The 26,988-nt window shown below is 62.8% G+C and carries 26 protein-coding genes, 2 tRNA genes and 1 pseudogene; 12 read left to right on the forward strand and 17 right to left on the reverse strand.

The genetic code is table 11. The features are described from left to right. Positions 1 to 30: 30 nt before the first annotated feature. From OVA06_RS18190 to OVA06_RS18200, 3 genes are read right to left on the reverse strand one after another with little or no spacing between them, the layout of a single operon-like run. On the reverse strand, positions 31 to 672 hold the full coding sequence (locus OVA06_RS18190; protein ID WP_012630758.1) for an aminodeoxychorismate/anthranilate synthase component II: 642 nt from the start codon (positions 670 to 672) through the stop codon (positions 31 to 33). Next, positions 669 to 839, reverse strand: coding sequence for a hypothetical protein (locus tag OVA06_RS18195; RefSeq protein ID WP_012630757.1), 171 nt, complete (start codon positions 837 to 839; stop codon positions 669 to 671). Before OVA06_RS18195 ends, OVA06_RS18190 begins: the two co-directional genes overlap by 4 nt. Positions 840 to 841: 2 nt before the next feature. Continuing rightward, positions 842 to 1,624 carry a class E sortase gene (locus OVA06_RS18200; protein ID WP_268160254.1) on the reverse strand — a complete coding sequence of 261 codons (783 nt, stop codon included), beginning with the start codon at positions 1,622 to 1,624 and terminating at the stop codon, positions 842 to 844. Between the two features lie 165 nt (positions 1,625 to 1,789). Between OVA06_RS18200 and OVA06_RS18205 the strand changes: the two genes are divergently transcribed. Together OVA06_RS18205 and OVA06_RS18210 are read left to right on the forward strand one after the other, a co-directional pair. Then, entirely contained in the window at positions 1,790 to 2,041 is a 252-nt protein-coding gene (locus tag OVA06_RS18205; protein WP_268160256.1) for a cell division protein CrgA, read from the forward strand. Between the two features lie 48 nt (positions 2,042 to 2,089). Beyond that, positions 2,090 to 2,698, forward strand: a complete 609-nt coding sequence (locus OVA06_RS18210) for a DNA-3-methyladenine glycosylase I (protein ID WP_268160258.1) — start codon at positions 2,090 to 2,092, stop codon at positions 2,696 to 2,698. A gap of 793 nt (positions 2,699 to 3,491) precedes the next feature. Here the strand turns inward: OVA06_RS18210 and OVA06_RS18215 are convergent. Continuing rightward, positions 3,492 to 4,370 (reverse strand): rhomboid family intramembrane serine protease, encoded by an 879-nt coding sequence (locus OVA06_RS18215; RefSeq protein WP_268160260.1) that lies wholly within the window; start codon positions 4,368 to 4,370, stop codon positions 3,492 to 3,494. Positions 4,371 to 4,379: 9 nt separating this feature from the next. Next, positions 4,380 to 4,925 carry a peptidylprolyl isomerase gene (locus OVA06_RS18220; RefSeq protein WP_261620472.1) on the reverse strand — a complete coding sequence of 182 codons (546 nt, stop codon included), beginning with the start codon at positions 4,923 to 4,925 and terminating at the stop codon, positions 4,380 to 4,382. Positions 4,926 to 5,080: 155 nt separating this feature from the next. Between OVA06_RS18220 and OVA06_RS18225 the strand changes: the two genes are divergently transcribed. Next, the gene (locus OVA06_RS18225; protein ID WP_268160262.1) at positions 5,081 to 6,067 is read left to right on the forward strand and encodes a hypothetical protein; all 987 of its coding nucleotides are present in this window, start codon (positions 5,081 to 5,083) and stop codon (positions 6,065 to 6,067) included. A gap of 137 nt (positions 6,068 to 6,204) precedes the next feature. Next, positions 6,205 to 7,080 carry a glycosyltransferase gene (locus tag OVA06_RS18230; RefSeq protein WP_056080232.1) on the forward strand — a complete coding sequence of 292 codons (876 nt, stop codon included), beginning with the start codon at positions 6,205 to 6,207 and terminating at the stop codon, positions 7,078 to 7,080. A 19-nt stretch (positions 7,081 to 7,099) separates the two neighbouring features. On the opposite strand, the gene OVA06_RS18235 is transcribed toward OVA06_RS18230, so the two are convergent. From OVA06_RS18235 to dnaA, 12 genes and pseudogenes are all read right to left on the reverse strand, one after another. Further along, a complete protein-coding gene (locus tag OVA06_RS18235) occupies positions 7,100 to 8,038 on the reverse strand; it encodes a DMT family transporter (protein WP_268160265.1) in 939 nt (312 codons plus the stop codon). Positions 8,039 to 8,130: 92 nt separating this feature from the next. Then, positions 8,131 to 8,206: transfer RNA gene (locus OVA06_RS18240), tRNA-Ala, on the reverse strand. 72 nt (positions 8,207 to 8,278) lie between these two features. Then, entirely contained in the window at positions 8,279 to 8,395 is a 117-nt protein-coding gene (locus OVA06_RS18245; RefSeq protein ID WP_208858419.1) for a DLW-39 family protein, read from the reverse strand. A 68-nt stretch (positions 8,396 to 8,463) separates the two neighbouring features. Beyond that, positions 8,464 to 8,537 (reverse strand) — tRNA-Ile (locus OVA06_RS18250). A gap of 98 nt (positions 8,538 to 8,635) precedes the next feature. Further along, the gene (locus OVA06_RS18255; RefSeq protein ID WP_268160270.1) at positions 8,636 to 9,289 is read right to left on the reverse strand and encodes a DUF3566 domain-containing protein; all 654 of its coding nucleotides are present in this window, start codon (positions 9,287 to 9,289) and stop codon (positions 8,636 to 8,638) included. Continuing rightward, positions 9,286 to 11,916: a DNA gyrase subunit A gene (gene gyrA / locus OVA06_RS18260; protein ID WP_268160273.1), complete on the reverse strand. Its 2,631-nt coding sequence runs from the start codon at positions 11,914 to 11,916 to the stop codon at positions 9,286 to 9,288. The genes OVA06_RS18255 and gyrA overlap by 4 nt, the downstream gene beginning before the upstream one ends. Positions 11,917 to 11,969: 53 nt before the next feature. Beyond that, positions 11,970 to 14,058: pseudogene (gene gyrB / locus OVA06_RS18265) on the reverse strand (DNA topoisomerase (ATP-hydrolyzing) subunit B). 382 nt (positions 14,059 to 14,440) lie between these two features. Continuing rightward, positions 14,441 to 14,998, reverse strand: a complete 558-nt coding sequence (locus OVA06_RS18270) for a DUF721 domain-containing protein (protein WP_056080245.1) — start codon at positions 14,996 to 14,998, stop codon at positions 14,441 to 14,443. Then, the gene (gene recF / locus OVA06_RS18275; RefSeq protein WP_268160276.1) at positions 14,982 to 16,190 is read right to left on the reverse strand and encodes a DNA replication/repair protein RecF; all 1,209 of its coding nucleotides are present in this window, start codon (positions 16,188 to 16,190) and stop codon (positions 14,982 to 14,984) included. The genes OVA06_RS18270 and recF overlap by 17 nt, the downstream gene beginning before the upstream one ends. Before the next feature lie 44 nt (positions 16,191 to 16,234). Next, positions 16,235 to 17,119 carry a phosphogluconate dehydrogenase (NAD(+)-dependent, decarboxylating) gene (gnd, locus tag OVA06_RS18280; protein WP_268160278.1) on the reverse strand — a complete coding sequence of 295 codons (885 nt, stop codon included), beginning with the start codon at positions 17,117 to 17,119 and terminating at the stop codon, positions 16,235 to 16,237. Between the two features lie 81 nt (positions 17,120 to 17,200). Next, entirely contained in the window at positions 17,201 to 18,325 is a 1,125-nt protein-coding gene (gene dnaN / locus OVA06_RS18285) for a DNA polymerase III subunit beta (protein ID WP_056080255.1), read from the reverse strand. Between the two features lie 526 nt (positions 18,326 to 18,851). After that, positions 18,852 to 20,273 carry a chromosomal replication initiator protein DnaA gene (gene dnaA, locus OVA06_RS18290; RefSeq protein ID WP_056080258.1) on the reverse strand — a complete coding sequence of 474 codons (1,422 nt, stop codon included), beginning with the start codon at positions 20,271 to 20,273 and terminating at the stop codon, positions 18,852 to 18,854. Positions 20,274 to 20,743: 470 nt separating this feature from the next. On the opposite strand from dnaA, the gene rpmH reads away from it, so the two are divergent. From rpmH to OVA06_RS18330, 8 genes are all read left to right on the forward strand, one after another. Beyond that, positions 20,744 to 20,881, forward strand: a complete 138-nt coding sequence (rpmH, locus tag OVA06_RS18295) for a 50S ribosomal protein L34 (RefSeq protein ID WP_003800212.1) — start codon at positions 20,744 to 20,746, stop codon at positions 20,879 to 20,881. 41 nt (positions 20,882 to 20,922) lie between these two features. Next, complete coding sequence (rnpA, locus tag OVA06_RS18300) at positions 20,923 to 21,333, forward strand: ribonuclease P protein component (RefSeq protein ID WP_056080261.1); 411 nt, start codon at positions 20,923 to 20,925, stop codon at positions 21,331 to 21,333. Beyond that, positions 21,326 to 21,718 (forward strand): membrane protein insertion efficiency factor YidD, encoded by a 393-nt coding sequence (gene yidD, locus OVA06_RS18305; protein WP_268160282.1) that lies wholly within the window; start codon positions 21,326 to 21,328, stop codon positions 21,716 to 21,718. Before rnpA ends, yidD begins: the two co-directional genes overlap by 8 nt. Before the next feature lie 15 nt (positions 21,719 to 21,733). After that, positions 21,734 to 22,702, forward strand: a complete 969-nt coding sequence (gene yidC / locus OVA06_RS18310) for a membrane protein insertase YidC (RefSeq protein ID WP_056080267.1) — start codon at positions 21,734 to 21,736, stop codon at positions 22,700 to 22,702. Beyond that, complete coding sequence (locus tag OVA06_RS18315) at positions 22,703 to 23,269, forward strand: Jag family protein (protein WP_056080271.1); 567 nt, start codon at positions 22,703 to 22,705, stop codon at positions 23,267 to 23,269. A gap of 19 nt (positions 23,270 to 23,288) precedes the next feature. After that, positions 23,289 to 23,939 carry a 16S rRNA (guanine(527)-N(7))-methyltransferase RsmG gene (gene rsmG, locus OVA06_RS18320; protein WP_268160285.1) on the forward strand — a complete coding sequence of 217 codons (651 nt, stop codon included), beginning with the start codon at positions 23,289 to 23,291 and terminating at the stop codon, positions 23,937 to 23,939. Positions 23,940 to 24,028: 89 nt separating this feature from the next. Continuing rightward, on the forward strand, positions 24,029 to 25,096 hold the full coding sequence (locus OVA06_RS18325; RefSeq protein WP_326493589.1) for a ParA family protein: 1,068 nt from the start codon (positions 24,029 to 24,031) through the stop codon (positions 25,094 to 25,096). A gap of 66 nt (positions 25,097 to 25,162) precedes the next feature. Continuing rightward, on the forward strand, positions 25,163 to 26,479 hold the full coding sequence (locus OVA06_RS18330) for a ParB/RepB/Spo0J family partition protein (protein WP_268160289.1): 1,317 nt from the start codon (positions 25,163 to 25,165) through the stop codon (positions 26,477 to 26,479). Positions 26,480 to 26,988 lie beyond the last annotated feature (509 nt).

A 26,988-nucleotide genomic window follows, 5' to 3' on the forward strand; every position in this document is an offset into this window, starting at 1 on the left:
GCCCAACCGGGCCAGTCGAGGATCGGGTGCTCAGTGCTGGATCAGCGGGCTCAGCTTGGCTGCCCGCGCCGCTGCACCGGCCATCCCCAGCGATTCGAGCCAGTTGCCCAACATCTGGTAACCGCCCTCGGTGAGGACCGATTCGGGGTGGAACTGCACTCCGCAGAGCGGGGCCGTGCGGTGCTGCAGCCCCATGACCACGCCGGACGCCGTCTGTGCGGTGACTTCCAGGACGTCCGGGATGGACTCACGGACCGCAGCCAGGGAGTGGTAGCGCGTGGCGGTGATGGGGGAGGGGAGGCCGGCAAACACACTGGTTCCGATGTGTTCCACCTGCGAGGTCTTGCCGTGCATGAGCTCGGGGGCGTGCGTCACGGTCCCGCCGAAGGCCTCCGCCAGCGCCTGGTGGCCCAGGCATACGCCGAACATGGGAACGCTGTTTTCACCGCACCACTTGATCAGTTCAATGCAGATGCCCGCCTCGGCAGGGTTGCCGGGGCCCGGTGACACCAGGACGCCGTCGCGCGTGCCGGCAAGTTCGATCGCTTCGGCGAGGGTGACGTCGTCGTTGCGGACCACAGTGGTCTCGGCGCCGAGCTCCTGGAGGTAGCCCACCAGGGTGTAGACGAAGCTGTCGTAGTTATCCACCACGAGGATCTTGGTTGTGGTCATGGCTGGCTTGCTGCACCAATCGTTGAGTCAGTGAATTGGGTGTACTCGGACATCCAGGGAAACAGGAACTGGACCATCAATACCAGTGCGGCCGCCACCAGCACCACTGATGTGACGATCCGCAGCCAGAGCGGCCCCGGGAGATGGCGGAAAATCCAGCCGTACATGCTCAGCCCTTCCCGATCGCCGCGGCCACCTGCGCGGCGATTTCGGCGGGCGGTCCGGCCGAGCCGGGGCGCCAACTGTCCATCAGGGCGTAGGCGATGATCCGTTCCTCCGCGCCGAACCGCGGGTTGCAGCTGGTCATGGTGAGGAACCTTTCCGTGGGGGCCACGCCCTGCAGGGTGGGCACCGGGGCCAGGACATCGGTACGCGAGGGCATCACGATCTGGTTGTTCCGGAAAACGTACGTATAGTAGCCGTCCTTGGTCTGGACGTAGATCTTGTCGCCCGGCACCAGTGTGTGGATGTTGTCCAGCACAGCACCGTGGGTCTGCCGGTGGCCGGCCACGGCGAAGTTCCCTACGGCCCCTGGCATGGCAGTCGAGTCGTAGTGGCCCAGGCCAAGGGTGTCCAGGACATCCTGGCTGGTTCCCTGAACAATCGGCCGGGTGTAATTCGGGCCAAACCTCGGGATGTACATGATGCCGATGGTTCCGGCGTGGCCTGGGGCAGCACCCACCACGGGTTCACCGAAATCCCCGCCTTCCGCAGGCGGGGCTGTGGGAGCCGGAGCGGGCGCAGCTCCGAGGTCCTGGGCGAATTCCTTGATAACTTCACTCTGTTTGGCGTCGGATTCAACGTTGGTCCACCAAAGTTGCCATGCCACGAACAGCAGGAGGATCAGGCCGGCGGTGATGAGCAGCTCGCCGGCCACCTGTACAGCACCGCGAAGGATTACGACGCCGGCAGTGGGCGGGGCGGCGGGCCTCGCCTTCTCCTGCAATACCACGCGCTCTCCTCGGGGGCGGTTCCGCTGGGCACCGGCGGCCCGGGAACTCCGGCTAGAATTGGCTGCTAGTAAGAATTGACCAAGATCGAGCAGACCGCTGGCAATTTCCTTCTTGCAGGATATCAAGCCCGGGACGCCGCGCTTGACAGCCGCCAAGGAGAGCCAGTGCCCGAGTCAAAGCCCCGTAAGAAGACCGCCAGCACCACAGAAAAGGCCGCGCCGGACGCCTACAAGCCGAATCCGGTCTGGTTTAAGCCGGTCATGTTCGGGCTGATGATCATCGGCCTGTTCTGGATCATCACGTTCTACATCAGCGAGGGCCGCTTTCCCGTCCAGCCGTGGGGCTCCTGGAACATCGTGGCCGGCTTTGGCATCGCCATCGTGGGCTTCATGATGACGACACGCTGGCGCTCCTGAACCATGCCCGTCACGTATCGCTGCAATTGTTCCTGACAAGGGCCGGCCATGTCACCGAGTGCTGACCTCATAGTGGGCGACGACGGCCTGGCACGGCCCGCCTGGGCCTCTACGGATCCGCTGATGCGGACCTACTACGACCAGGAATGGGGCCTGCCCGTCCGGGATGAACATGGGCTGTACGAGCGGATCTGCCTTGAAGGCTTCCAGGCAGGCCTGTCCTGGGCCACGATCCTCCGGAAGCGGCCGGCGTTCCGCGCCGCTTTCGCTGACTTCAACCCCGATGCCGTGGCGTTGTACACGGACCGCGACGTGGACCGTCTCCTGCAGGATTCCGGCATTGTCCGGAACCGGCTGAAGATTGTTGCCACCATCAGGAATGCCCGCGCCACCATCGTGCTGCGGGAAGAGGGCGGCCTGGTGGATTTCGTCTGGGGATTCCAGCCTCCCACCACCCCTCAGCCCCTGGTGCACGGGGACATCCCCACGCAGTCCGTGGAATCGGTGGCACTGTCCAAAGCCCTTCGCCGGAAGGGGTTTGCCTTCGTGGGCCCTACCACCATGTTTGCCCTCATGGAGGCAATCGGCATGGTGGACACACACCTTGTGGACTCTCACCGCCGGGGTTCCTCGGGCGTGTGGCCGCGGCCTTCCTGAGACTGATCCAAAACCCCTGTTGCCTGGGACCGGCAGCGGGGGTTTTTTTCGTGTGTGGCGCCCCGGCCTGTGGGGAAAGTTATCCACAGTGTTGATAACCGTTGATCCGCCCTAGTTCGTCCCCGCTACCCCCGCGGAAGCCGGGCTTTCGCGGAAACCCGCGGCTTGGATGCAGTTATTAACACTGTGGAATACCCTGTGGATAAATGGCTGTTCGCGGAGTTACCCGCCGGTACCCACAGGACCGCGGGGTGCTATCCCCAACTTTGTGCACCGGAACCGGAAACATTGGCCGCCTCTGCGGGTCTTCCGCAGGACCGGAGGCTTTTCCACTTACCAACACTCCGATACCCACAACTTATCCACAACTGTGGATTGCGCAGCCGCGGAATTCCCCCAGTCGCCCCAAACCGCCCTGATTCTGGGGTTTACCACCGTGGACTTACAGGTCTGTGACTTATTAACAGTGTGCAAAAGGCTGTTGAAGGACCGCGTCCGGACGTTTCCAGGTGGCCTGCTGCGGCCTAATCCACCGGAGTTATCCACAGCAGTGTCCATATTCCGCGGTTTTGTCCACTTAAGCACAACCGTATCCCCAGCAGTTATCCACAGATGTGGAGAAAATCCGTCTCTGTACTGCCCCTGCCTTGTGAGCGGGCGGTTACACAGCGTCACGGGCCTGAACTACATGCTTGTAAGTTACCAACAATGTGGATAACGGCTGTGGATAAAGAAAACCCCCAGCCTCCGCAAGGAAGCTGGGGGTTTGGACGTCACGCCTGGGCGGACTACATCAGCTGGAGACGCGCACCCATACTGCTGCTGCGAGGAGCGCCAGAACCGCGAGCAGTCCCACGGCCTGAAGAAGCCCCCGCCGTGGCCCCCGCGGCGTGTACGCGATCACGGCGGCACACAAGGCGCCGGTGACCAGCCCACCGAGATGGGCCTGCCAGGCGATCTGCGGGACCAGGAAACCGATGGCGCCGTTGATGGCGATCAGGATCCACAGCTGGCGCGTATCCCCGCCGCGCTGGCGCTGCACCAGGAGCATGGCACCGAACAAGCCGAAGATGGCACCGGAGGCACCCACCACTCCGTAGAGGGGCTGGCCGGGAACGTAGAGGGGAGTGAGGAGCAGATACCCCACTGAACCGCCCAGGGCGGACAGCAGGTACACCGCAAGGAAACGGACACGGCCCAGGAGTGGCTCCAGTGCCTGCCCAAAGATCCAGAGCATGTACATGTTCAAGGCAATGTGCAGGATGAATCCCTGGGAATGCAGGAATGCTGCCGTGAGCATCCGCCACGGCTCAAACTCGCCATACCGGGGTTCGGCATAGATGTTGGCGAACCCCAGGCTCTGGTAGACAGCGTCGTTGGGGACGAGCCACTGCAGGACGTACAGCACCGCACAGGCGGCGATGATACCGAACGTCACCATGGGCTTGCCCGTGGCAACGGCGCCGCCATAGACGGACCGGACGTCCGGCGTCGTACGCCTCGTTTCGTTGACGCAGTCAACGCATTGGAATCCGACGGCGGCCGCCCGCTGGCAGTCGGGGCATGCCGGACGCCCGCACCGCTGGCAGCGCACGTAGGAGGGCCTGTCAGGGTGCCGGGGGCATACCGGGACCTGGGCGGAGGGCTCGGCCGACGGAATTCCGTAACTCATGGTGCGGGATTACAGCTGTTCGATATCAATGCTGTTGATGGTGACATCCTCCACCGGGCGGTCGCCCATGCCGGTGCGGACGCCCTCGATGGCGTCAACGACCTTCTTGGACTCGTCGTCGGCCACTTCACCGAAGATGCTGTGCTTGCCCTGCAGCCAGTCGGTGGGGATGGTTGTGATGAAGAACTGGGACCCGTTGGTGCCCTTGCCCATCTGGATGCCGGCGTTCGCCATGGCCAGCTTGTAGGGCTGGTTGAAGCTCAGTTCGGGGTGGATCTCGTCATCAAAACGGTAGCCGGGGCCGCCGGTGCCGCGGCCCAGCGGGTCGCCGGCCTGGATCATGAAGTCCTTGATGATGCGGTGGAAGATGGTTCCGTCGTAGAGCGGGGTGCCGGTCTTGGCCTCCCCGGTTTCCGGGTGGGTCCAGTCCTGCTCGCCGGTGGCGAGTCCAACGAAGTTCTTGACGGTCTTGGGCGCGTGGTTGCCGAAGAGGTTTACCACGATGTCGCCGAGGCTGGTGTGGATGGTTGCTTTTGCGGTTGCGATGGCAGTCATACGGCCCATTCTTCCATGGCGGACTATGACGTTGGCGGCCCCTATACCAGTTCCGCGCTGGGTGAAATCGCCCTAAAATCCGCAGAGTGAATAGCTCGTGAAGTCTCAGGCACGTAGGCTAACCACAGAACCGTCACATTAATCGGGAGGTAGTTGTGAAGAAGTCTGATCGTATTGCCCGTGACCTTGAGCAGTCGGTCACCCATGCCGTGGAAAATGCCAAGGACTGGGCAACCCCCCGCGTGGAAGCCGCTGTTGACTGGGCGGTTCCCCGCCTGCAGCACGGCCTGGACACAGCATCACCCAAAATCCAGGAGGGGCTGAAGTCCGCCGCCCACAACCTTGCCGACGGCGTGGCCACCGTGACCCCTCGCCTCCAGGACGGCCTGGCGCAGCTGGCGCCCAGGATCAATGACGTGGTCGAGAATGCATCACCCAAGCTCCACGAGGCGCTGGACAAGGCCACCCCAGTGGTCCTCAATGCCCGCGACCGCGTGGTGGTTGAATACCTGCCCAGGCTCTCGGACCAGATCGGCGTGGCTTCGGGTGCCGTGCACCGCACCCTCGAAGGCGCTCCGGCCCGCGTTGACGCCGTCGCCCAGCGGCTTGGTGACGCCGGAATCGTGCACACCCTCCAGGAGCAGGCGCAGGCCACCGGCACCCAGCTGAAGGCCGCGGCTGCCGAGGCCGGCCGCAGCGTAGGCATCCAGCTGGCCCAGCCGGAGCCGAAGAAGAAGCGCGGCTGGCTGGTGTTCGGCGTTATCGCCGCCGCAGTTGCTGCTGGAGTTGCCGCCTGGAAGGCTTCAAAGCCCGTAGAGGATCCGTGGAAGACGCCCTCCCCCGTGACCCCCACGCCCGCCCCGGTTCCGGCCACCACGGTCAACGAGGTCAAGGAAACCACCGCCGACGCCGCCGAAAAGGCATCGGATGCGGCAGGTTCCTTCGCTGCCGCCGGCGCGGACAAGGTATCCGAGTCCGCTGATGCGGCCAAGGAAAAGGCAGAGGACGCCGCCGACAAGGCCAAGCACGTTGCCGAAGATGCAGGCGACGCCGCTCCCAAGGTAGCCACCGATGCAAAGACGGCCACCCGCAACATCGCCAACAGCATCCACAACGGGGATAAGGGCGCCACACAGGCCTAATCCCGGCCCAGCAGGTCCACGGCAGGGGCCCCGTTCTTCGGAACGGGGCCCCTGCCGCTGTTTCCGGAGGTCCCCAAGCTGTTTGGGGGTTCCGGCCGCTCCCGGTTGGGGAGGGCAGCAATGCTAGATTTGGACTGATGTCAGCCGATCAATCCTCTGGGGATCCCTTGAACGACGCAGCCGAGTTGCCCCGCGTGTCCGTTGTGATCCCGGCCTACAACGAGGAGAGCGTTATCCGGCAGTGCCTCATCGCTGCCATCTACCAGTCCGTACCCGCCCACGAGATCATCGTGGTGGATAACCTCTCCACGGACCGGACCGCCGCCATTGTCCGGCAGATGCAGCTGGAATATCCGGAAAGTCCCATCCTGCTGCTGACCCAGGACAGGGAGCAGGGCCTCATCCCCACCCGGAACTTCGGCCTTGACCATGCCACGGGGGACGTCCTGGGCCGGATTGACGCGGACTCGGTGGTGGAGCCTGATTGGGTGGAGCAGGTCCAGAGGGCATTCCAGGACCACTCAGTGCAGGCGGCCACCGGTCCTGTGGTCTATTACGACATGCCCATGCGGCGCTTCGGGCTGAAGGCCGACGACAAGATGCGCCAGCTCATGCTGAAACTGGCGAAGCACCAGTACCACTTCCTGTTCGGTTCCAACATGGCGCTGCGGTCCACCGCGTGGAACACCATCCGTGCCGAAACGTGCCGGGATGAGAAGGACGAGATGCATGAGGACATCGACTTGTCACTGCATCTCGCCGAACACGACCTGAAGGTCCAATACTGCCCGCAGATGGTGTCCGGGATGTCCGCGCGCCGCCTCGAGGACTCGCCGCGCGACTACCGCTACTACGTCACCCGGTTCGACCGCACATACAAGGCCCACAACGTCAAGAAGATGGCTCTGAAGGCACCCATGGTGGTGTTCTTTTCGGTCTACTTTCCCGCCAAGCTGTTGCGGGCCATCCACACGGTCAACACGGCCCAGCCGGTCCGGCGCGGCGGCCAGTAGCTCCTGCCTTCACAGGCCCCTAGTCCGTACCCAGCTCGGCGATCCGGTCCGACGGCGGTTCGGCGACGGGTGCCTTGCTGCGGAGCCGTGCCCTTCCGGACCTTTGTCCGGCCACCACGACGGCGAGCCCCACCATGATCAGGCCCAGCCCGGCATAGGTACCCGCCGGGAGAGTCTCACTAAGGAACACGGACGCCAGGAGGGCCGCGCCCGGAATCTCCAGGAGGATGATCATCGAGACCAGCAGCGGGCTCATGGTCGCCAGGAGGTGGTTGAAGGCGGTATGCCCCACCAATTGGGCGCACACAGTGATGGCGAGGATCCCCAGCCAGCCTCCGGCGTCGAACCCGGAGAGCGGCTGCCCGGTGGCCAGGGCGAGCACCGCCACCAGGGCGGCACACATGCCGTAGCAGAGCGCTGTGTAGGTGCCGGTGGTCATGGACTGCCGGGCCTTGCCGCCAGCCAGCGTGTACAGACCGGCCAGAGCTCCGCCGGCCAGCGCCAGCATGTCACCGAGCAGCGCCTCAGGCGAGGACCCCATGTCGAATCCAGTGATGGCGACGACCCCACCAAACGCAATCCCCAGCCCTGCCAGCACCTGCCAGCGGTGCCGCGTGCCGCGCAGCAGCTGGAAGATGGCAATCCAGGCCGACTGCAGGCATACGAGCGCCGTAGCAGCGGCCACGGACGTGAGCTGGAGGGAGGTGATGAAGCAGGCGAAGTGCAGGGCGAGGGCGACGGCGGCAAGAAGGGACCAGCGGAACTCGCGTCCGGTGATGCTGCCGAACCTGCGCGGCTCGCGGACCAGGGTGGGACCGGCCATCACCACCGCTGCGATGGCGTTCCGCCAGAAGGCGATGGCCAGGGCACTGACGCTGGTAGCTCCGAGGGTGGCCGCGATCAGCGGCCCGGACGACGCAACGCCCAGGACACCCATGGCTGCAATGAACAGGGTCACCGCACTACCCCCTCACGCTATGGCCACCAACCGGGACAAGGCTCACAAAGCAAAAGTCCCGGTCCGCATTTCCGCGGACCGGGACTTTCTTATGGTGGAGGCACGGGGACTCGAACCCCGAACCCCCTGCTTGCAAAGCAGGTGCGCTACCAATTGCGCCATGCCCCCATAAGAAGCAACCCGTCAATCATACCCTAGAACCTTGGAGCCTTTGACCAGCTCCCGGACCGGGCGTCCGGCCTAGTTCACCGTATCGGTGGACTTGCTCCAGACATCTTTCCGGGCTTCGGATTCCTGTGCTTTCCGGTAAAGCAGGACGCCTGCGATCGCCGCTGCCAGTACAAGCAACTTCTTCACATGCTCCCCGTTCCGGCCTGCTGCAGTATTCCGCAGACAAACCTCAACTTGAACCTGCACAGGTTCCGTGGGCGTACCAGGACTTGAACCTGGGACCTCTTCGTTATCAGCGAAGCGCTCTAACCGCCTGAGCTATACGCCCCGATGCCTCATCGGGCCGAGACATGACTTTACAGCACATCCCGGCCCGATCTCAAATCGGGCGCTTCCACCGGCTTCAGGGCCGGTGGAAGCGGTGTCCTAATCGTCGGTGAGGGTCACGCCGATGCCGCCCACCAGGGTGGCAGAGATGTTGTAGAGAACAGCTGAGAGCATGGACAGCGCGGTCAGCAGGACCACGTTCACCACGGCGATAATTGTGGCGAAGGAGGCCACCTGGCCCAGCGATGCGACCTTCTTCAGTTCGAACCCGCCGCCCTCGGAACCGGCCAGCGTGCCCAGCAGGCTGTCCACCTGATCGAAGATGCCTGTGAGGTCCAGGACGGTCCACAGGACGATGGCCGCCACAACGGTGACGATGCCCAGGGCTACGGAGAGCAGGAACGCCATCTTCAGGACGGACCAGGGATCCACCTTGCTGATGAGGAGGCGGGCACGGCGGGCCTTGGCCTTCGGCGCCGGCTTCACGAGACCCGGGGCGCCCTGCGGGCGGGGTCCGGCAGGGGCGGGGCGTTGTCCCTGCGCCGGACGCTGGCCGGGCTGGCCCTGCTGGCTTCCCTGGCCGGGCTGGGACGGACGCTGTCCGGGAACCGAAGGGCGCTGTCCGGGCGCACCGGCGGGCGCGGAAGGCCGCTGCTGCGGACGGACAGGGGCATTCACCCGGGGCGCCGCCGAGGGGCGGTTTCCATCGGGAACGGTGCTGTTCGGCTTGGGAAATGAGTCGGAATTACTCACTCGGTTACCTCCGTGTTGTCGTCGTTCGGCTCAGCGTCGCCCGAGGCGTCCTCTGACTCAAAGGCCGGTGATTCTTCAGCCAACGTTACGTCATCCTCCGCTGATTCTTCGTCCTCGAGACCGCGTTCGCTGTTGCGGGCAACCTCGATGATGCGGTCGTTCTTGTCCGGCTTGGCAAAGATGACGCCCATGGTGTCGCGTCCCTTTGCAGGGACACCTGCGACCGAAGAACGGACTACCTTGCCGCCCTCCATGACCACCAGGACTTCATCCTCTTCCTGGACAATCAGGGCGCCCACAAGGTGTCCCCGATCCTCCTGGTACTTACCCACCTTGATGCCCAGGCCACCGCGGCCCTGCAGGCGGTATTCCTCCACGGCGGTGCGCTTGGCGTAGCCGCCTTCGGTCACGATAAACACGAAGGACCCGTCAGTGACCACATCGGCGGCCAGCAGTTCATCATCCTCGCGGAACTTCATGCCGGTCACGCCGGATGTGGCACGCCCCATGGGGCGCAGTGCATCGTCGGTGGCGGTGAAGCGGATCGACTGCCCCATGCGGGACACCAGGAACAGGTCGTCGGTTTCGGAGACCAGCTGGGCGGAGACCAGTTCGTCGCCGTCACGCAGGTTGATGGCAATAACGCCGGCGGAACGGTTGGTGTCGTAGTCCTCCAGCCTGGTCTTCTTCACCAGCCCCCGCTTGGTGGCCAGCACCAGGTACGGCGATTGCTGGTAGTCCTTCAGGTCCAGCACCTGGGCAATATGCTCATCGGGCTGGAACGCCAGCAGGTTGGCCACGTGCTGGCCCTTGGCATCGCGTCCGGCTTCCATCAGCTCATAGGCCTTGGCGCGGTAGACGCGGCCCAAATTGGTGAAGAACAGGAGCCAGTGGTGAGTGGTGGTGACGAAGAAGTGTTCCACCACATCGTCACCGCGCAGCTGGGCACCCTTGATGCCCTTGCCGCCACGCTGCTGGGAACGGTAGTTGTCGCTCCGCGTCCGCTTGACGTAGCCGCCGCGGGTGATGGTGACCACCATCTCCTCTTCGGGGATGAGGTCCTCCATGGACATGTCACCGTCAAAGCCCATGAGGATCTTGGTGCGGCGGTCATCGCCGTGCTTGTCCACGATTTCACCCAGCTCGGTGCTGATGATCCCGCGCTGGCGCTCTTCCGAAGCGAGGATCGCGTTGTATTCGGCAATCAGGGCTTCGAGCTCGGAGTGCCTGTCCTGGATCTTCTGGCGTTCGAGTGCTGCCAGGCGGCGCAGCTGCATGTCCAGGATGGCCCGTGCCTGCAGTTCATCGATGTCCAGCAGTTCCATCAGGCCGTCGCGGGCCGCTTCGGTGGTGTTGGATGCGCGGATCAGGGCGATGACCTCATCCAGCATGTCCAAGGCCTTCAGCAGCGCCCGCAGGATGTGCGCTTCTTCTTCCGCCTTGCGCAGGCGGTAGCGGGTCCGGCGTGCAATGACGTCCATCTGGTGGGTGACCCAGTGCCGGATGAAGGCATCCAGGCTCAGGGTGCGCGGAACGCCGTCCACGATGGCCAGCATGTTGGCCGAGAAGTTGCTCTGCAGTTCCGTGTGCTTGTAGAGGTTGTTCAGCACAACCTTCGCCACGGCGTCGCGCTTGAGGACAATGACCAGGCGCTGGCCGGTGCGGCCCGACGTCTCATCGCGGAGGTCGGCAATGCCCTGGATCTTGCCGTCCTTGACCAGTTCGGCGATTTTGATGGCGAGGTTGTCCGGGTTCGCCTGGTACGGCAGTTCGGTGACCACCAGGCAGGTGCGGTTCTGCAGTTCCTCGACATTGACCACGGCGCGCATGGTGACCGAGCCGCGGCCGGTGCGGTACGCATCCTCGATGCCCTTGTGGCCGAGGATGGTGGCGCCGGTGGGGAAATCGGGGCCCTTCACGCGGCGAAGAAGTTCTTCCAGCAGTTCCTCGCGGGTGGCCGCCGGATTGGCCAGGTACCACTGCACGCCGTCCGCCACTTCGCGCAGGTTGTGCGGCGGAATGTTGGTGGCCATGCCGACGGCGATGCCCGAGGATCCGTTGACCAGCAGGTTGGGGAACCGGGCCGGCAGGATGGTGGGCTCCTGGTTCTTGCCGTCGTAGTTGTCCTGGAAGTCGACGGTTTCCTCGTCGATGTCCCGCACCATCTCCATGGCCAGGGGGGCCATCTTGGTTTCGGTGTAACGGGGTGCAGCCGCGCCGTCGTTGCCCGGCGAGCCGAAGTTGCCCTGGCCGAGGGCCAACGGGTACCGCATGGTCCAGTCCTGGATAAGGCGGACCAGGGCGTCGTAAATCGCAGTGTCACCGTGCGGGTGGTACTGGCCCATGACCTCGCCCACCACGCGGGCACACTTGTTGAAGGAACGGTCAGGCCGGTAGCCGCCGTCGAACATCGCATAGAGCACGCGGCGGTGCACAGGCTTGAGCCCGTCGCGGACGTCCGGGAGGGCCCGTCCCACAATGACGGCCATGGCGTAGTCCAGGTAGGAGCGCTGCATTTCCGTCTGCAGGTCCACCTGCTCCACGCGGTCGATCAGCACATCGCCTTCAAGAACGGTTTCCGGATTCCCGGCGTCGGGTGCCGGGTTCTCGGGTGTTTCGTCGCTCATTTTTTATTTTCCGTTTCAGGTATATGTCGGTTGTCGAATGTAGGAACTATGTCCTAGATATCGAGGAACCTGACGTCCTTGGCGTTCTGCTGAATGAAGTTGCGCCGTGATTCCACGTCTTCGCCCATCAGGACCGAGAAGATCTGGTCGGCTGCGAGGGCGTCGTCCATGGTGACCTGGAGCAGGGTGCGGTTGTCCGGGTCCATGGTGGTGTCCCACAGCTCCGTGTAGTCCATTTCACCAAGGCCCTTGTAGCGCTGGATGCCGTTGTCCTTGGGAATGCGGCGGCCTGCTGCCTGGCCGGACACCAGTTTGGCGTCGCGTTCGCGGTCACTGTAGACGTAGTCGTGCGGAGCATTGGACCACTTGATGCGGTACAGCGGGGGCTGCGCGAGGTAGACGTAGCCGTTCTCGATCAACGGCCTCATGTAACGGAACAGCAGCGTCATCAGCAGCGTGGTGATGTGCTGGCCGTCAACATCGGCATCGGCCATCAGCACGATCTTGTGGTACCGCAGCTTGGCGAGGTCGAAGTCTTCGCCAATGCCCGTGCCGAAGGCTGTGATCATGGACTGCACTTCGGCGTTGCCAAGGGCCTTGTCCAGGCGCGCGCGTTCAACGTTGAGGATTTTTCCGCGCAACGGAAGGATGGCCTGGGTTTCGGGGTTGCGGCCGCGCTTGGCGGAACCGCCTGCGGAGTCACCCTCCACGATGTAGACCTCGCACTTTGCCGGGTCCTTGGACGAGCAGTCGGAGAGCTTTCCGGGCATGCCGAAGGATTCCAGCGGGCTCTTCCGGCGGGCGTTGTCGCGGGCCTTCCGTGCTGCCATGCGTGCCTGGGCGGCCGAAATGGCCTTCCGGATGACATCGCGGGCCGGGCCCGGGTTGCGTTCCAGCCAGTCACCCAGGCCGTCCGTGACTACGCGCTGGACGAAGCCCTTGACCTCGGAGTTGCCGAGCTTGGTCTTGGTCTGGCCTTCGAACTGGGGCTCGGAGAGCTTCACGGAAATGACGGCGGTAAGTCCCTCACGGATGTCGTCTCCGGTGAGGTTGTCGTCCTTTTCCTTGATGATGCCCTTTTCCCGGGCGTAGCGGTTGACCAAGGAGGTCATGGCCGCGCGGAAGCCCTCTTCGTGGGTGCCGCCTTCGTGGGTGTTGATGGTATTCGCGTAGGTGTGGACACTCTCGGAGTAGGCATTCGTCCACTGCATCGCCATTTCCAGCGCGATTTTGCGGTCCTTGTCCTCGGTTTCGAAGGCGATGACGTCCTCGTGGACCACATCAACCTTCTTGCCGGAGTTCAGGTGCTTGACGTAGTCCAGCAGGCCTTCGTCGTACTGGTACACCACCGTGCGGTGCTCGGCGCTGATCTCGCCTTCGGTGACCATGCCGTCCAGGTCCGGATCGGCGTCGGCCTCGTCTTCGGTGGCCGCGCGCTCATCGGTAAGGGTGATGCGCAGGCCCTTGTTGAGGAAGGCCATCTGCTGGAAGCGTGCGCGGAGCGTTTCGAAGTCGAACTCGGTGGACTCGAAGATCTCTGCGTCGGGGTAGAAGGTCTGCGTGGTGCCGGTCTGTTCCGTTTCCTCGCCCTGGACCAGGCTGCCCTGAGGCTTGCCGCCGTTGGCAAAGGACATTCGCCAAACATGCCCCTGGCGCCGGACTTCCGTATTTACCCGGCTGGACAGGGCGTTCACCACAGAGATGCCAACGCCGTGGAGGCCGCCGGACACTGCATAACCGCCGCCGCCGAACTTGCCGCCGGCGTGCAGGATGGTCATGACCACTTCAACCGTGGGTTTGTGCTCAGTGGGGTGCATGTCCACGGGAATGCCGCGGCCGTCATCCACTACCTTGACGCCGCCGTCGGGCCTGCAGGACTATCTCGATGTGGGTGCAGTAGCCGGCCAGCGCTTCATCGACCGAGTTGTCCACCACTTCGTACACTAGGTGGTGGAGGCCGCGCGGACCGGTGGAACCGATGTACATGCCGGGGCGTTTTCGCACCGCTTCGAGGCCTTCGAGGACAGTGATGTCACTGGCGCCGTACTCCCGTGGGGTGGCCGCTTCCGCCGTTGCGTCAGGACCGCCGGCGTCACCGGCTGCGGGGTCAACTGCCAGAATATCTGTATTGTCGTTAGCCACAGGCGCTGTCGACTCCTCGTTCTCGATGATGGCCGGCCGGTTCCTCCCTGGGTAAATACAGGAAGTCACCTGCCAACAGGCACAAACTTATGGCGCCGGTGACTTGTTGACGTTGTGGGGAGCCGCAGACCGCGGACCGGAGTGCGCGGAAAACGGACTCAGTCAACGTCTCACCCGCGCCCAGTTATCTGCAACAATTCTACCGCGAAGCGCCCCATATCCCCGCATTCCAGGGGCGTGGACGCGGTGCCGTGTGGCCGTGGCAGGCCGCTGGCCCCGCCTAGGGCGCCCTAACGGAACCGCCTCTTGGTGCCTATACAGGCCGCGGCCCTCGCAGGCGCCTACACGGCCGCAGGCCGATTATCAAGAGATTGGCGACGGACTATCCGTAGGTATCCCGCGGTCCGCGTCCGTTGACACTCCTGCCGCCCTTGCGCCAACTGGGCGCCGAAGGGCCCAGAACCTGGATGCTGGTGACCACGCCGTCTCCCAGTTCCACCCTGAATTTTTCCAGCAGGCTGGCGCTGAGGAGCCGCAGCTGGGTGGCCCAGGCGGTCGAATCGCACCGCACGTGCAGGGTGGTATCGGTAAAACTTTCCGGGGTGCAATGCGCTGAAATTTCCGGACCCACCAGGGTGGCCCATTCCGCCATGACGGAACCGACAGCCACGGGCGACGTCCAGCCCCGCTCGGCCACCAGCCGCCCCACCACCTTGCCGAGCCCCAACGGATCGCGGCCTGTGGCATGGAACTGGCTGAACCCGCGGGTGTCCCGGATGCTGCCCCTGGTCTTTTGTTGTCCGGGCCGTTGCGCCTTGCGGCGGATCTCGCCGCGGGCTGCGGCGGCTTCGCGCATCCGGTTGAGCGCGGCCTGCGGAGCATCGATCTGGTCAGGATCCCGTCCAGGCTGCAGCCCGCCGGCGTCACTCTCCCTGCTCATCAATGCCTCCCGGGACCACTTTCACCCGCCGTCCGGACAGTTCCTCCGGGATATCGGCGTCGACGGCGGCGGTCACCAGGACCTGTTCCGCGCCGGAAACTATAGCGGCCAGTTTACGCCGCCGCTGGACGTCAAGCTCGGCAAAAACGTCGTCAAGGATCAGGATGGGAGCGGAGCCGCCGGTACGCGCATCGTCAAGCATCACGTAGTAGGACGCCAGCCGCAGGGAGAGGCACATGGACCAGGTTTCACCATGGGATGCATAGCCCTTGGCGGGTGCCTGCCCCAGTACCAGTTCAAGATCGTCCCGGTGCGGACCCACCAGCGAGATGCCTCGCTCAAGCTCCTTCTTCCGTGATTCGCCGAACGCGCGGATATAGCGCTGGGTCAGCTCCTCGATGCTGAGGCCGCGCAGGTCTTCGGCAGCGGCCGTGTCCCCCGGCCCCGGCCGGCCTGTGGCACCCAACGATGCGCCGTCGTCGTCCATCTGGTTCTGCAGCGTGGACCGGTAGATCGCATCAGCCGGCTTGGACGCGTCGGTCAGCTCTGAATAGGCGCGGGAAAGGTGGGGCCGGAGAAGTTCCACCAGTTCGAGCCGTGCGCGCAGAAGCTCGGCCCCGGCCTTCGCCATGTGCTGGTCCCACACATCGAGGGTGGCTTGGTGGGCGGCGGTCACCCGCCCGGCACGGGCCGATTTCAGCAGGGCGTTGCGCTGTTTCAGCACGCGGTCGTAGTCGCTGCGGGTTGCGGCATGGTGCGGGACCAGGCTGGCCAGCAGTTCGTCCAGGAACCTGCGGCGGTTGGACGGATCACCCTTGACCAAGGCCAGGTCTTCCGGCGCAAAGAGCACCGTCTGGCAGATGCCCAGCAGGTCCCGCGCCCGGACCGGATTGCTGCGGTTGATGCGGCCGCGGTTGGCCCTGCCGGCATTGATCTCCAGCTCCAGTACGGTGGTCTGGCCGTTGCGCACCAGCCTGGCCCGGACCAGTGCGCGTTCGGTGCCGAACCGCAGGAGCGGGCCGTCCGAACTGACGCGGTGGGAGCTGAGGGTGGCCAGATAGCCGATAGCCTCCATCAGGTTGGTTTTGCCGATACCGTTGTAGCCCACCAGCACCGTGACGCCGGGGCTGAGGGCAAGGTCCACCTGGGCGTAGCTGCGGAAATCGGTCAGGGAGAGGTGTTCCAGATACACGCGGGTTTCGACAATTCTGGGGACAGCGGGGTCCCCGGTGAGTGCTACTTGGCGGGACGGGTGGCGTGCCCGCCAAACTGGTGCCGGAGTGCGGACACCATCTTCATGGCAGGTGAGCTGTCCTCGCGGGACTCAAAACGGGCGAAGAGCGCTGCCGTGATCGCGGGAGCCGGGATGGCGTTGGCGATGGCTTCCTCAACGGTCCAGCGGCCTTCGCCGGAGTCCTCCACGTAGTCATCGATGTTCTGCAGGCCGGGGTCCTCTTCCAAGGCCTTGACCAGGAGGTCGAGCAGCCACGACCGGACCACAGTACCTTTTTGCCAGGCGCGGAAAGTGCCGGGGAGGTCGCTGATGATGTCTTTCGAAGCGAGCAGCTGGTATCCCTCTGCGTATGCCTGCATCAGGCCGTATTCGATGCCGTTGTGGACCATCTTGGCGTAATGGCCCGCGCCGACGCCGCCCACATGGACGAAGCTGTCCGCACGGTCACCTTCCGGACGCAGCGCATCGAAGACCGGCAGGGCCAGTTCCACATCCGCAGCATCGCCGCCGGCCATCAGGCCATAGCCGTTCTGCAGGCCCCAGACGCCGCCGGAAACACCGCAATCCACGAACCGGATGCCTTTTCCGGCGAGGAGTTCACCATGTTTCTGGTCCTCGGTGAAACGGGAGTTTCCACCGTCAATCACCAGATCCCCCTGGTCCAGTTTGTCCGCGAGTTCGGTGATCACTGCATCCGTGACTGCGCCGGCGGGAACCATCACCCAGATCAGTCGCGGTGCGGGAACAGCGGCCAGGAGCTCATCGACAGTAGGCACGTCGGTCACATCGGGGTTCCGGTCGTAACCCGTGACCTCGATGCCGCCACTGCGCAGCCGCTCACGCATGTTGAATCCCATTTTGCCAAGGCCGATCAGTCCAATGTGCATGGTGGAACTCTTTTCTGAGCTAGGAATGGGTTGTCGTTTGGCACCAAGTGTCTGGGCGCACGGCCAGGGCGGTAGTGAGGCTTAGTTAGGGAGTCGGACCGGCATCACCAGGTACCGGTAATCGTCCTGGTCCTCGCCGTCGGCGTCAGCCTGGGCGGTGATCATGGCCGGCTTGGGGGCGGACGTGAATGAGAACCGCACGAACTTGGTTTCAATCACGCTGAGGCCTTCCACCAGGTAGTGGGGGTTGAACGCCACGGTGATGTCGTCTCCGGAGAGCTGCGCTTCGAGTTCCTCGGATGCCTGGGCGTCTTCGCCGGTGCCGGCATCCAGGTTCAGCAGCCCGGCAGTGAACGCCAGGCGAACCGGGGTGTTGCGTTCAGCCACCAGTGACACACGGCGGACGGCTTCCACCAGTTCCTGGGTCTGAACCGTGGCGTGGATGGGCGTGGACTCCGGGAAAAGCGACCGGATCTTGGGGTAATCGCCGTCCACCAGCAGGGATGTGGTGGTGCGTCCACCGCTTTCGAAGCCAATGAGGCGCGTGTCGTCATCGGACAGGGCGAGGCTGATGTCGCCGCTGTTGCCCAGTGTTTTGGCCACTTCATTGAGGGTTTTTGCCTTGACCAGCGCACTGGTGGAAATACCGGGAGTGACGGGCTTCCACGGTACCTCGCGCATGGCCAGGCGGTAGCGGTCCGTAGCCAGCAGGGTGATGAGGTCGTCTTCAATTTCCATGCGCACGCCGGTGAGGATGGGCAGGGTGTCGTCCTTGCTGGCGGCAATGATCACCTGGGAAACAGCCTGTGCAAACGCATCACCCGGAACAGTGCCGCTGATCGCGGGAAGCGCGGGAAGCGGTGGGTATTCGGCCTCCGGCATGGTGGCCAGGTGGAAGCTGCTTCGGCGGCAGGTGAGGGTGACCTTGTTGCCGTCGGTTTCGACGTCGACGGGCGCTGAGGGCAGGCTTCGGCAAATATCCGCAAGGAGGCGGCCCGATACCAGGATGGTGCCTTCGTCACGGATGTCGGCAGCGATCTCAAGGCGCGCAGACGTTTCGTAATCGAAGCTCGAAAGGCTGACTGTGCCGGCTTCTGCCTTGAGGAGCAGGCCGGAAAGAACTGGCACTGGCGGCCGCGGAGACAACGAGCGGGCTGTCCAGGTGACGGCTTCTGCCAGGACGTCCCGATCGACTCTGAACTTCACGGAGGGATGCCGCCTTTCATTGCTGCTGCCAAGTAGGCCGAAACCTCCGCAGGGGTGGTTCCGGAAAGTGATGCACCCGATTCCGGCAGGTGCATGGTCCGCGCTGAACGGAAACCACACAAAACCCGGGGATGGGAGCGCTGCTGACAGCTTAGCCGGAAGATCCGGGATTAACCCATCCCCCAAAACCTCCCCGGCCCCTCCAGGGGCCCGATGGTCCCTGCACGGTACGGGGGAAGGATCTTGTTGTTTGAGGGATTTTCAATTTTTTGGGATTCGTAGTGTTAATAACTGCTGTGGAAACTGTGGATAACCCTGTCTGGCGGCGGAGATCCGCGGTTAAGCCCTGTTCACGGACTGTGAGTTAACTGGGTTTTAAACAGGGTGTGGATGGGGACAACCCAGAAGCCGGTTTTTAACGATCCACAGACGCCTTAAGGGTTTTAAGCCCATTAAGCGCGCTTGTCCCCTTAACTATCCACAGGCTTATCCACATGCACCTGTTAATAAGGTATAGATGCGGGGATCAGGAGTCGCGCTGCTGCTGCTTGATGCGGTTGGTCAGCTCCGTGACCTGGTTGTAGATCACACGCCGCTCGGCCATCAGCTCACGGATTTTCCGGTCTGCATGGATCACCGTGGTGTGATCGCGGCCGCCGAGCTCCTGGCCGATCTTGGGGAGGGACATGTCCGTCAGTTCGCGGCAGAGGTACATGGCGATCTGCCGGGCGGTGACCAGTGTCCGGGTCCGGGACTTGCTGCAGAGCTCTTCCATGCTGAGCTTGAAGTAGTCAGCGGTCTGCTGCAGGATCTGGCCGGATGTGATTTCCTGGGCGCCGTCGTCGGTGATGAGGTCTTTCAGGACCATTTCGGCGAGGGCAACATCCACGGGCTGCCGGTTCAGGCTGGCGAATGCGGTGACGCGGATGAGCGCGCCCTCAAGTTCGCGGATGTTGCTGGAGATCTTGGATGCGATGTATTCCAGCGCGTCGTCCGGTGCGGACAGTCCCTCGCTGAGGGCCTTCTTGCGGAGGATGGCGATGCGGGTTTCAAGCTCGGGGGGCTGGATGTCCGTCAGCAGGCCCCACTCGAAGCGCGACTTCATCCGGTCCTCGAACCCGGCAAGCAGTTTGGGCGGCTGATCCGAAGTGATCACCACTTGCTTGTTGTTGTTGTGCAGCGAGTTGAAGGTGTGGAAGAACTCCTCCAGCGTCCGGTCCTTGCCGGCAAGGAACTGGATGTCGTCAATGAGCAGGACGTCCACGTTCCGGTAGGTGGTCTTGAAGCTGGCGCCCTCGTCATCGCGGATCGAGTTGATGAAGTCGTTGGTGAACTCCTCAGAATTCACATACCGCACCCGGATGCCGCTGTAGAGCCGGCGGGCATAGTGCCCGATCGCGTGCAGCAGGTGCGTCTTGCCCAGGCCGGAGTCGCCGTAGATGAACAGCGGGTTGTAAGCCTTGGCAGGGGCTTCGGCGACGGCGACCGCGGCAGCGTGGGCGAAACGGTTCGACGAACCGATCACGAACGTGTCGAAGACATATTTGGGGTTGAGCCGGCCAAATTCGTGGGAGGTGCTCGGCAGCATGGGCTGCGGCTTCTGCTCGATCAGCTGGTCCTGCGCGTAGGCAGGTTCAACCACGGGTTCAGGCTCTTTGTGGATGGGGACCAGATCGGTGTCGACGTCGATGGCGCACCTGATGTCCTCAGAAAAGACGTTGTGCAGGGCGTCGTCCAGGGCGTCCTTGACCTGCGTCTGCAGCACTTCGCGGGTGAGTTCGTTGGGAACGGCCACCAGGAGGGTGGATCCGATCAGGCCTTGGGCCTGGGCGAGGATGACAAAGCCACGCTGGCGGGGTGTTACCCGGTGGTCCTTCTCCAGCAGGCTGATAACTCGCCGCCAGGAACTTCCGACAGTATTGGCGTGGTTGGCTTCGTCTACTGTCATCAATCGGTTCCCTCAAAACTTGCTTTGCCCTGCATTACCTGCAGCCCCGGACCCGGAACCAAGATGCTGGCCCAGCTTCATCCACAGGGTTATGCACAGTCCGTGGATAATCGGCTACTGAGCCACTCTAGGGGATGAAAAGCCTAGAAGATAGCTGGGAAACTGCTTGTGGATAATTACACCGTTGTGGTTCCCTTTTGGCGGTTGTGAGCCACTTCATCCACAGGCGGGGACGGGTAGTTAGACACAGCTGGGGATAGTGGTGCGGACCCCACCCGGTTTGACTGGAGGGTCCAAATTGCCCTAACGTTGTGAAGTCCTTTGTGTCCGCTTTTTGGCCCCGACTGATTCTCCCAAGTGCACTGCGCCTGGGCAGCAGGGGGAAGCGTACATATACAAAACTTAGCGTCGGCCAGTTCTTCCCCATATTGATCGGGTGGACGCACCTTTGATCCACTGGAGTAACTAACGTGAGCAAGCGGACTTTTCAGCCGAATAACCGCCGTCGAGCCAAGAAGCACGGCTTCCGCCTTCGTATGCGTACCCGTGCCGGCCGCGCCATCCTGGCAGCCCGCCGTGGCAAGGGCCGCACCGAGCTGTCGGCTTAAATAACTGACTTGTCGGTAGATACCTTCCTTGCGAGTTTAAGGTGCTGGCCACCCGCAACCGCCTGAGGACTTCCACCGACTTTTCAACAACCGTACGTTCCGGTGTCCGCAATGGACGCCGGAACGTAGTGTTATATGCGGCAGCCATTGCTGCCGACGAACCCAGCCGGATCGGGTTCATCGTTTCCAAGAGTGTCGGGAACGCTGTGGTCAGGAACCTCGTTAAGAGGAGACTACGGGAAGCAGGTGCTGCCTCGCTGCGCGAACACGGCACCGGTCTCGCCATAGTGGTCAGGGCGCTGCCTGCGTCCGCTTCCGCCAGCTGGGACCAGCTGCTGGATGACTATAACGCTGCACTTGAGTCGACGCTGAACCGGTTGGCCGGCCGCCCCCAAAGGGCTGCCGCCAAGGGTTCGGCTGGTACAACACAGAAGGGGACACCGCGTGCCTAACGCCACCGCCGTCGTCGCCCATCTTCATCCTCTTCCCGCCGCCGTCGTGCTGTTTCTCTGGAACGTGCCCCGGAACATCCTCATTCTCCTGCTGAAGGCCTACCGCAAGGTGGTTTCACCCTTGTACGGCCAGGTCTGCCGGTTTTTTCCTTCATGCTCGGCTTACGCCCTTGAAGCTGTCACCGTCCATGGCGCTGTTAAAGGAACCTGGCTGGCCGTCCGCCGCCTGGGCCGCTGCCACCCATGGAACGCCGGCGGAGTGGACCACGTCCCCGCCGGCAAGCGGGAATGGCCTGAAAACCAGACCCCCACAATTGTTGTGCTGAACAACCCGGACAGGTACCTGGTTGCTCGGACTGATGAAGAAGGCCGCAGTGCGGCCTGACGAATAGGGATAAGTATGGACTTTTTCGGAACAATCATGGCCCCGTTCAAGTGGCTGGTTTCCATCATCATGATTGGATTCCACGATGGGCTGAGCACCATCGGGATGCCCGCGGCGAACGGCTGGACCTGGACGCTGTCCATCATTGGGCTGGTGCTGGTGATCCGTGCCGCCCTGATCCCTGTGTTCGTCAAGCAGATCAAGGCCCAGCGCGGTATGCAGCTGCTGCAGCCTGACCTGAAGAAGCTGCAGGACAAGTACAAGGGCAAGACCGATCAGCTCTCCCGCCAGGCCATGGCGCAGGAGCAGATGGCCATGTACAAGAAGCACGGGACCAACCCGTTCTCGGCCTGCCTTCCCATGCTGATCCAGATGCCCTTCTTCTTTGCACTCTTCCAGGTGCTGTCGGGTATTTCGGGAGCGAAGGAACAGGGCGAAGGCATTGGGGCCATGAGCCACGAGCAGGTTGTCGAGTTCGATGCGTCCAGCATTTTTGGAGCTCCGCTGTCGGCTGCGCTTCTCCACGGAGGCGCCACCAACGTAGCAGTTGTTGTTCTCTCCATTGTGATGATCCTGGCAATGACCGCCTCGCAGTTCATCACGCAGAAGCAGATCATGGCGAAGAACATGTCCGAAGAAGCCATGGCCAGCCCCTTCATGCGCCAGCAGAAGATGATGCTCTACATCCTCCCCATCGTGTTCGGTGTGGGTGGCATCAACTTCCCCATTGGTGTCCTCATCTACTGGACCACCACCAACCTTTGGACCATGGGCCAGCAGTTCTTCGTCATCCGCCGCATGCCCACGCCGGGTTCCCCCGCTGCCAAGGCCCTTGCTGAACGTCGGGCCGCCAAAGGCCTGCCCGCGCTGTCTATCCTGACCGGAAAGAAGGACGACAGCGCCGAGGCCGAAGCCGAGGCTGCGATCGCCGAAGCCAAGGGACAGCGCGTACAGCCACAACGCAAGAACAGGAAGAAGAAGTAGATGTCAGCCGAGAGCACCGAACACGCCCTTTCCGAAGACGTGGTCGAGGACCGCGACGAGTCCGGCACCGCGGACATTTCGTCTGTGAAACCTTCTGCTGCCAGTAGGCTTGAAGAAGAGGGCGACATCGCGGCCGACTACCTCGAGGAACTTCTGGACATCGCTGATATTGATGGCGATATCGACATCGAGGTCCGCAACGGCCGCACGTACATCTCCATCGTCGCCGAAGAGGAGACCGAAGGACTGGAGAGCCTGGTGGGTGATGACGGTGAAGTCCTCGAGGCCCTGCAGGAACTGACGCGTCTTGCAGTCCTGTCTGCCACTGAAAGCCGCTCGCGCCTGGTGCTGGACATCAACGGTTACCGGCAGGAACGTACCGGCCACCTGCAGAAGATTGCCGAAGACGCTGCTGCATTGGTCAAGGAGACCGGCAAGCCCGTCGCCCTCGAGCCCATGAGCGCCTACGAACGCAAGATTGTCCACGACGCCGTTGCCGACCTGGGACTCGTGAGCGAGTCCGAAGGCGAAGGTAACGGCCGCCATATCGTTGTATCCACTGACTAGAGAATTGCTGCCGCTAACCATGGTTGACATCACGGCTGCCGAACTTCGGGCTGCTGAGAAGATTTTCGGCGATCGGCTGGACCTGGCGAAGCGCTACGTTGAGCACTTGGCCACCTCCGGAACTGAACGGGGCCTTATCGGCCCTCGGGAAATCCCACGCCTCTGGAGCCGTCACGTCCTCAACTGTGCCGTCATCGAAAGTGAGATTCCGCTGGGAAGCCACGTGGCGGACGTTGGAAGCGGTGCCGGGCTTCCGGGGCTGTGCCTGGCGATAGCCCGGCCGGATCTTGAACTGACGCTCATTGAACCCCTGGAACGCCGGGTAATTTGGCTGCAGGAAGTGGTTGATGACCTCGGCCTGGACAACGTCACGATCATGCGCAGCCGGGCCGAGCTTGCCGTGGGCCATGTCGAAGCCGACGTCGTAACGGCCCGGGCCGTATCTGCCCTGACGAACCTTGCCGGGCTGACCATTCCCCTGCTTGCCGGCAAGGGCGAAGTGATCGCCATCAAAGGCCGCAGTGCCGGTGAAGAGATCGAGAAAGCCGCCAAAGCCATCCGGAAACTGGGTGGCGTTGAGACATCAGTCCTTACCGTGGGTGACAACCTCCTGGAGGAGCCCACCACGGTAGTACGCATCGTTGTAAGCAAGCCCCAAAAGAAGTCCTAGTAAGGGCCCGGCGACCTCGGTCTGCCGGGTGCAGCGGTTAGGCTAGACAACGGCAGCAAAATTGGCTGAACGAGAGTGAGTGTGCCCCAGTGACAAGTAGTGAAGCCTCCACACAACGGATACCACCGTTTGTGACGCTGGGGTCCGCACGTTCTGTCTCTGGCCCGGTCAGTATTCCCGGACGAGGCGGAAACCATCCGAAACCGGTTGCGAAAAACTCCTCTTCGGTCCTTGTTTCACGTGAAACAACCGCTACGGGTCGATCGAACGTTATCGACGCTATCGACGATTCCAGCCCCATTGCCCGCGAGCTCGCACACGAGACCAAGCGCCGCGAAAAGCTGTTGGGCCGCCGCCTTCCACGTCCCGAAAAGACCCGGATCTTCACTGTGTCGAACCAAAAGGGCGGTGTCGGCAAGACCACCACCACGGTGAATATCGCTGCCGCGTTGGCAGCGGCCGGGCTAAACGTGCTGGTCATCGACATCGACCCGCAGGGCAACGCTTCCACAGCCCTTGGCATCGAGCACCATGCCGACGTGGACAGCATCTACGACGTTCTCATCAATGACGTGGCGCTGGCAGACGTAGTGGCGCAGTGCCCCGACATGGAGAAGCTCATCTGCGCTCCTGCCACCATCCACCTCGCCGGGGCCGAAATCGAACTCGTGTCCCTCGTGGCACGCGAACAGCGGCTGCGCCGGGCCATCGATGTCTATGCCAAGACCCGGGAAAAGAACGGTGAGGAACGCCTCGACTACATCTTCATCGACTGCCCGCCCAGCCTGGGCCTCCTGACGGTCAACGCCTTCTGCGCGGCCAATGAGGTCCTCATCCCCATCCAGTGCGAATACTACGCACTGGAAGGACTGAGCCAGCTGCTCAAGAACATTGAGATGATCCAGAAGCACCTGAACGCCGACCTGGTTGTTTCCACAATCCTGCTCACCATGTATGACGGCCGTACCAACCTGGCTGCCCAGGTTGCGGCCGAGGTGCGGACGCATTTCCCTGATCAGGTGCTCTCCGCAGTCGTCCCCCGCTCCGTACGCATCTCCGAAGCGCCAAGCTACCAGCAGACCGTCATGACCTACGACCCTTCCTCCAGCGGTGCCCTGTCCTACCTGGAAGCCGCTGCTGAAATAGCAGAACGCTAAAATCTTCAATACTGCATCGACCGGAGCCGGGACTACGCCCGGTTCTACCACTGGAGGGATTTACCCATGAGCGAGAAGCGACGGGGCCTTGGCCGCGGTCTTGGCGCGCTGATTCCTAGTTCGGGCGCGTCCAACGGTCAGGGCAACGGTGCCGCTGCATCGCGTCCGGTGGATCTCTTCTTTCCCGAAGGCCGTAAGAAGGCAGAGCCCGCCGCCGCAGAAACCACGGCCAAGCCGGACGCTCCGGCAGCTGCTGTTCCACGTGAATCCACACCGGCCACGAAGAAGGTAGCCGCCGCGAAGGCTCCAGTGCCGAAAAAGTCCTCCGGTGCTGCACGGACCACAGGCAGTACCACGAAGAAGTCCACAGTAGCTGCTGATGTTCCTGCAGGCACCGGTAACGCAACACCTGCTGGGGGTGAAGTTCAGGCCACGCCGACGCCGGCCCTTCCGGCCGATGCTGCCGGTTCCGGAGAAACCCCCTCCTCTCTCTCAACGGACGGTGCTTCGTCCGTTGAGGTGGCCGATGTCCGAGCCTCTGATAACGGTGTGGACTTGGTGGAGGTCCCGGGTGCCCACTTCGCCGAGATTTCCGTCGCGGACATTCATCCCAACCGGAAACAGCCGCGTTCGGTCTTCGATGAAGACGACATGGCGGAGCTGGTTCACTCTGTTCGCGAAATAGGCGTCCTCCAGCCAATTGTTGTCCGTAAATCAACTGAAGACGGTATCGAGCCATATGAGCTCGTCATGGGCGAGCGCAGGTGGCGGGCAGTCCAGGCCGCCGGCCTGGATACTATCCCGGCAATTGTCCGTGAGACGACTGACGATGACCTCCTGCGCGATGCCCTGCTGGAGAACCTGCATCGCAGCCAGCTGAACCCGCTTGAAGAGGCAGCGGCCTACCAGCAGCTGCTGGAGGACTTCGGTACGACGCATGAGCAGCTGGCCGATAGGATTGGCCGTTCGCGACCGCAGGTATCCAACACTCTCCGCCTTCTGAAGCTTCCCCCGCTTGTACAGCGCCGAGTGGCGGCAGGTGTCCTCTCAGCTGGCCACGCGCGGGCACTGTTGGCCCTGCCAGACGCCGCTGCGATGGAGCGCCTGGCCCAGAAGATCGTTGCTGAGGGAATGTCCGTGCGGGCCACGGAAGAGGCTGTAACCCTGTACCAAGACCCGGCCACGCCGACCAAGAACAATGTCCCCCGCCCGGGTGCGCGGCATGAACGCTTGGATTATCTTGCGTCGTCTCTTTCCGACCGACTGGACACCAACGTCAAGATCTCATTGGGCGTCCGTAAAGGTAAAGTCAGCATCGAATTTGCCAGTGTTGAGGACTTGAACCGCATCATGGACGTCTTAGCTCCGGATTCGGCCAACTAGCTGTTGACGATAAACAGGAGGCTCGGTTCTTTTGAACCGGGCCTCTTGTTTTGTCCAATCTTGAGTACCGGGAGAAGGATACGCCCGGGCTGTACTTACCGAGCGCGAATTGCTCTAACGCACGGGCCGTGTGTTTGCGCTGACAATAGGACTGTCACCCTGCGGGTGGAAGCCGTGGCACAGCCTAAACATGGACAGACGGGGTGTCCTTAGCGTCCATCGTCAGTTCCACGAACTTGGCGCCGGTGTGTGCTGGACCTCTTGGAACGCGAGTGTTTCACGTGAAACTTCCCACTTGTCCCTAAACGCTGTGCGGTCACTCGATGCGCAGCTGGCGGCCTCCCATCGACTGCTAAGTGAGTGCTGCGACCTATGGCAGGTGCCGGTCGGGAATCCGCCATGCATTCGGGGAAACGGGCAACCTGACCGCCGGGGTCTTTGGACCATAATCCTGCGTTGTCGATAGGCCTGGTGTGCTCGCGGCCAAAAAGATGCAGGGTGTCGTCTGG

Origin of the sequence: Pseudarthrobacter sp. SL88 (assembly GCF_026672455.1) — a bacterium.
In the GTDB taxonomy this organism is placed as follows: domain Bacteria; phylum Actinomycetota; class Actinomycetes; order Actinomycetales; family Micrococcaceae; genus Arthrobacter.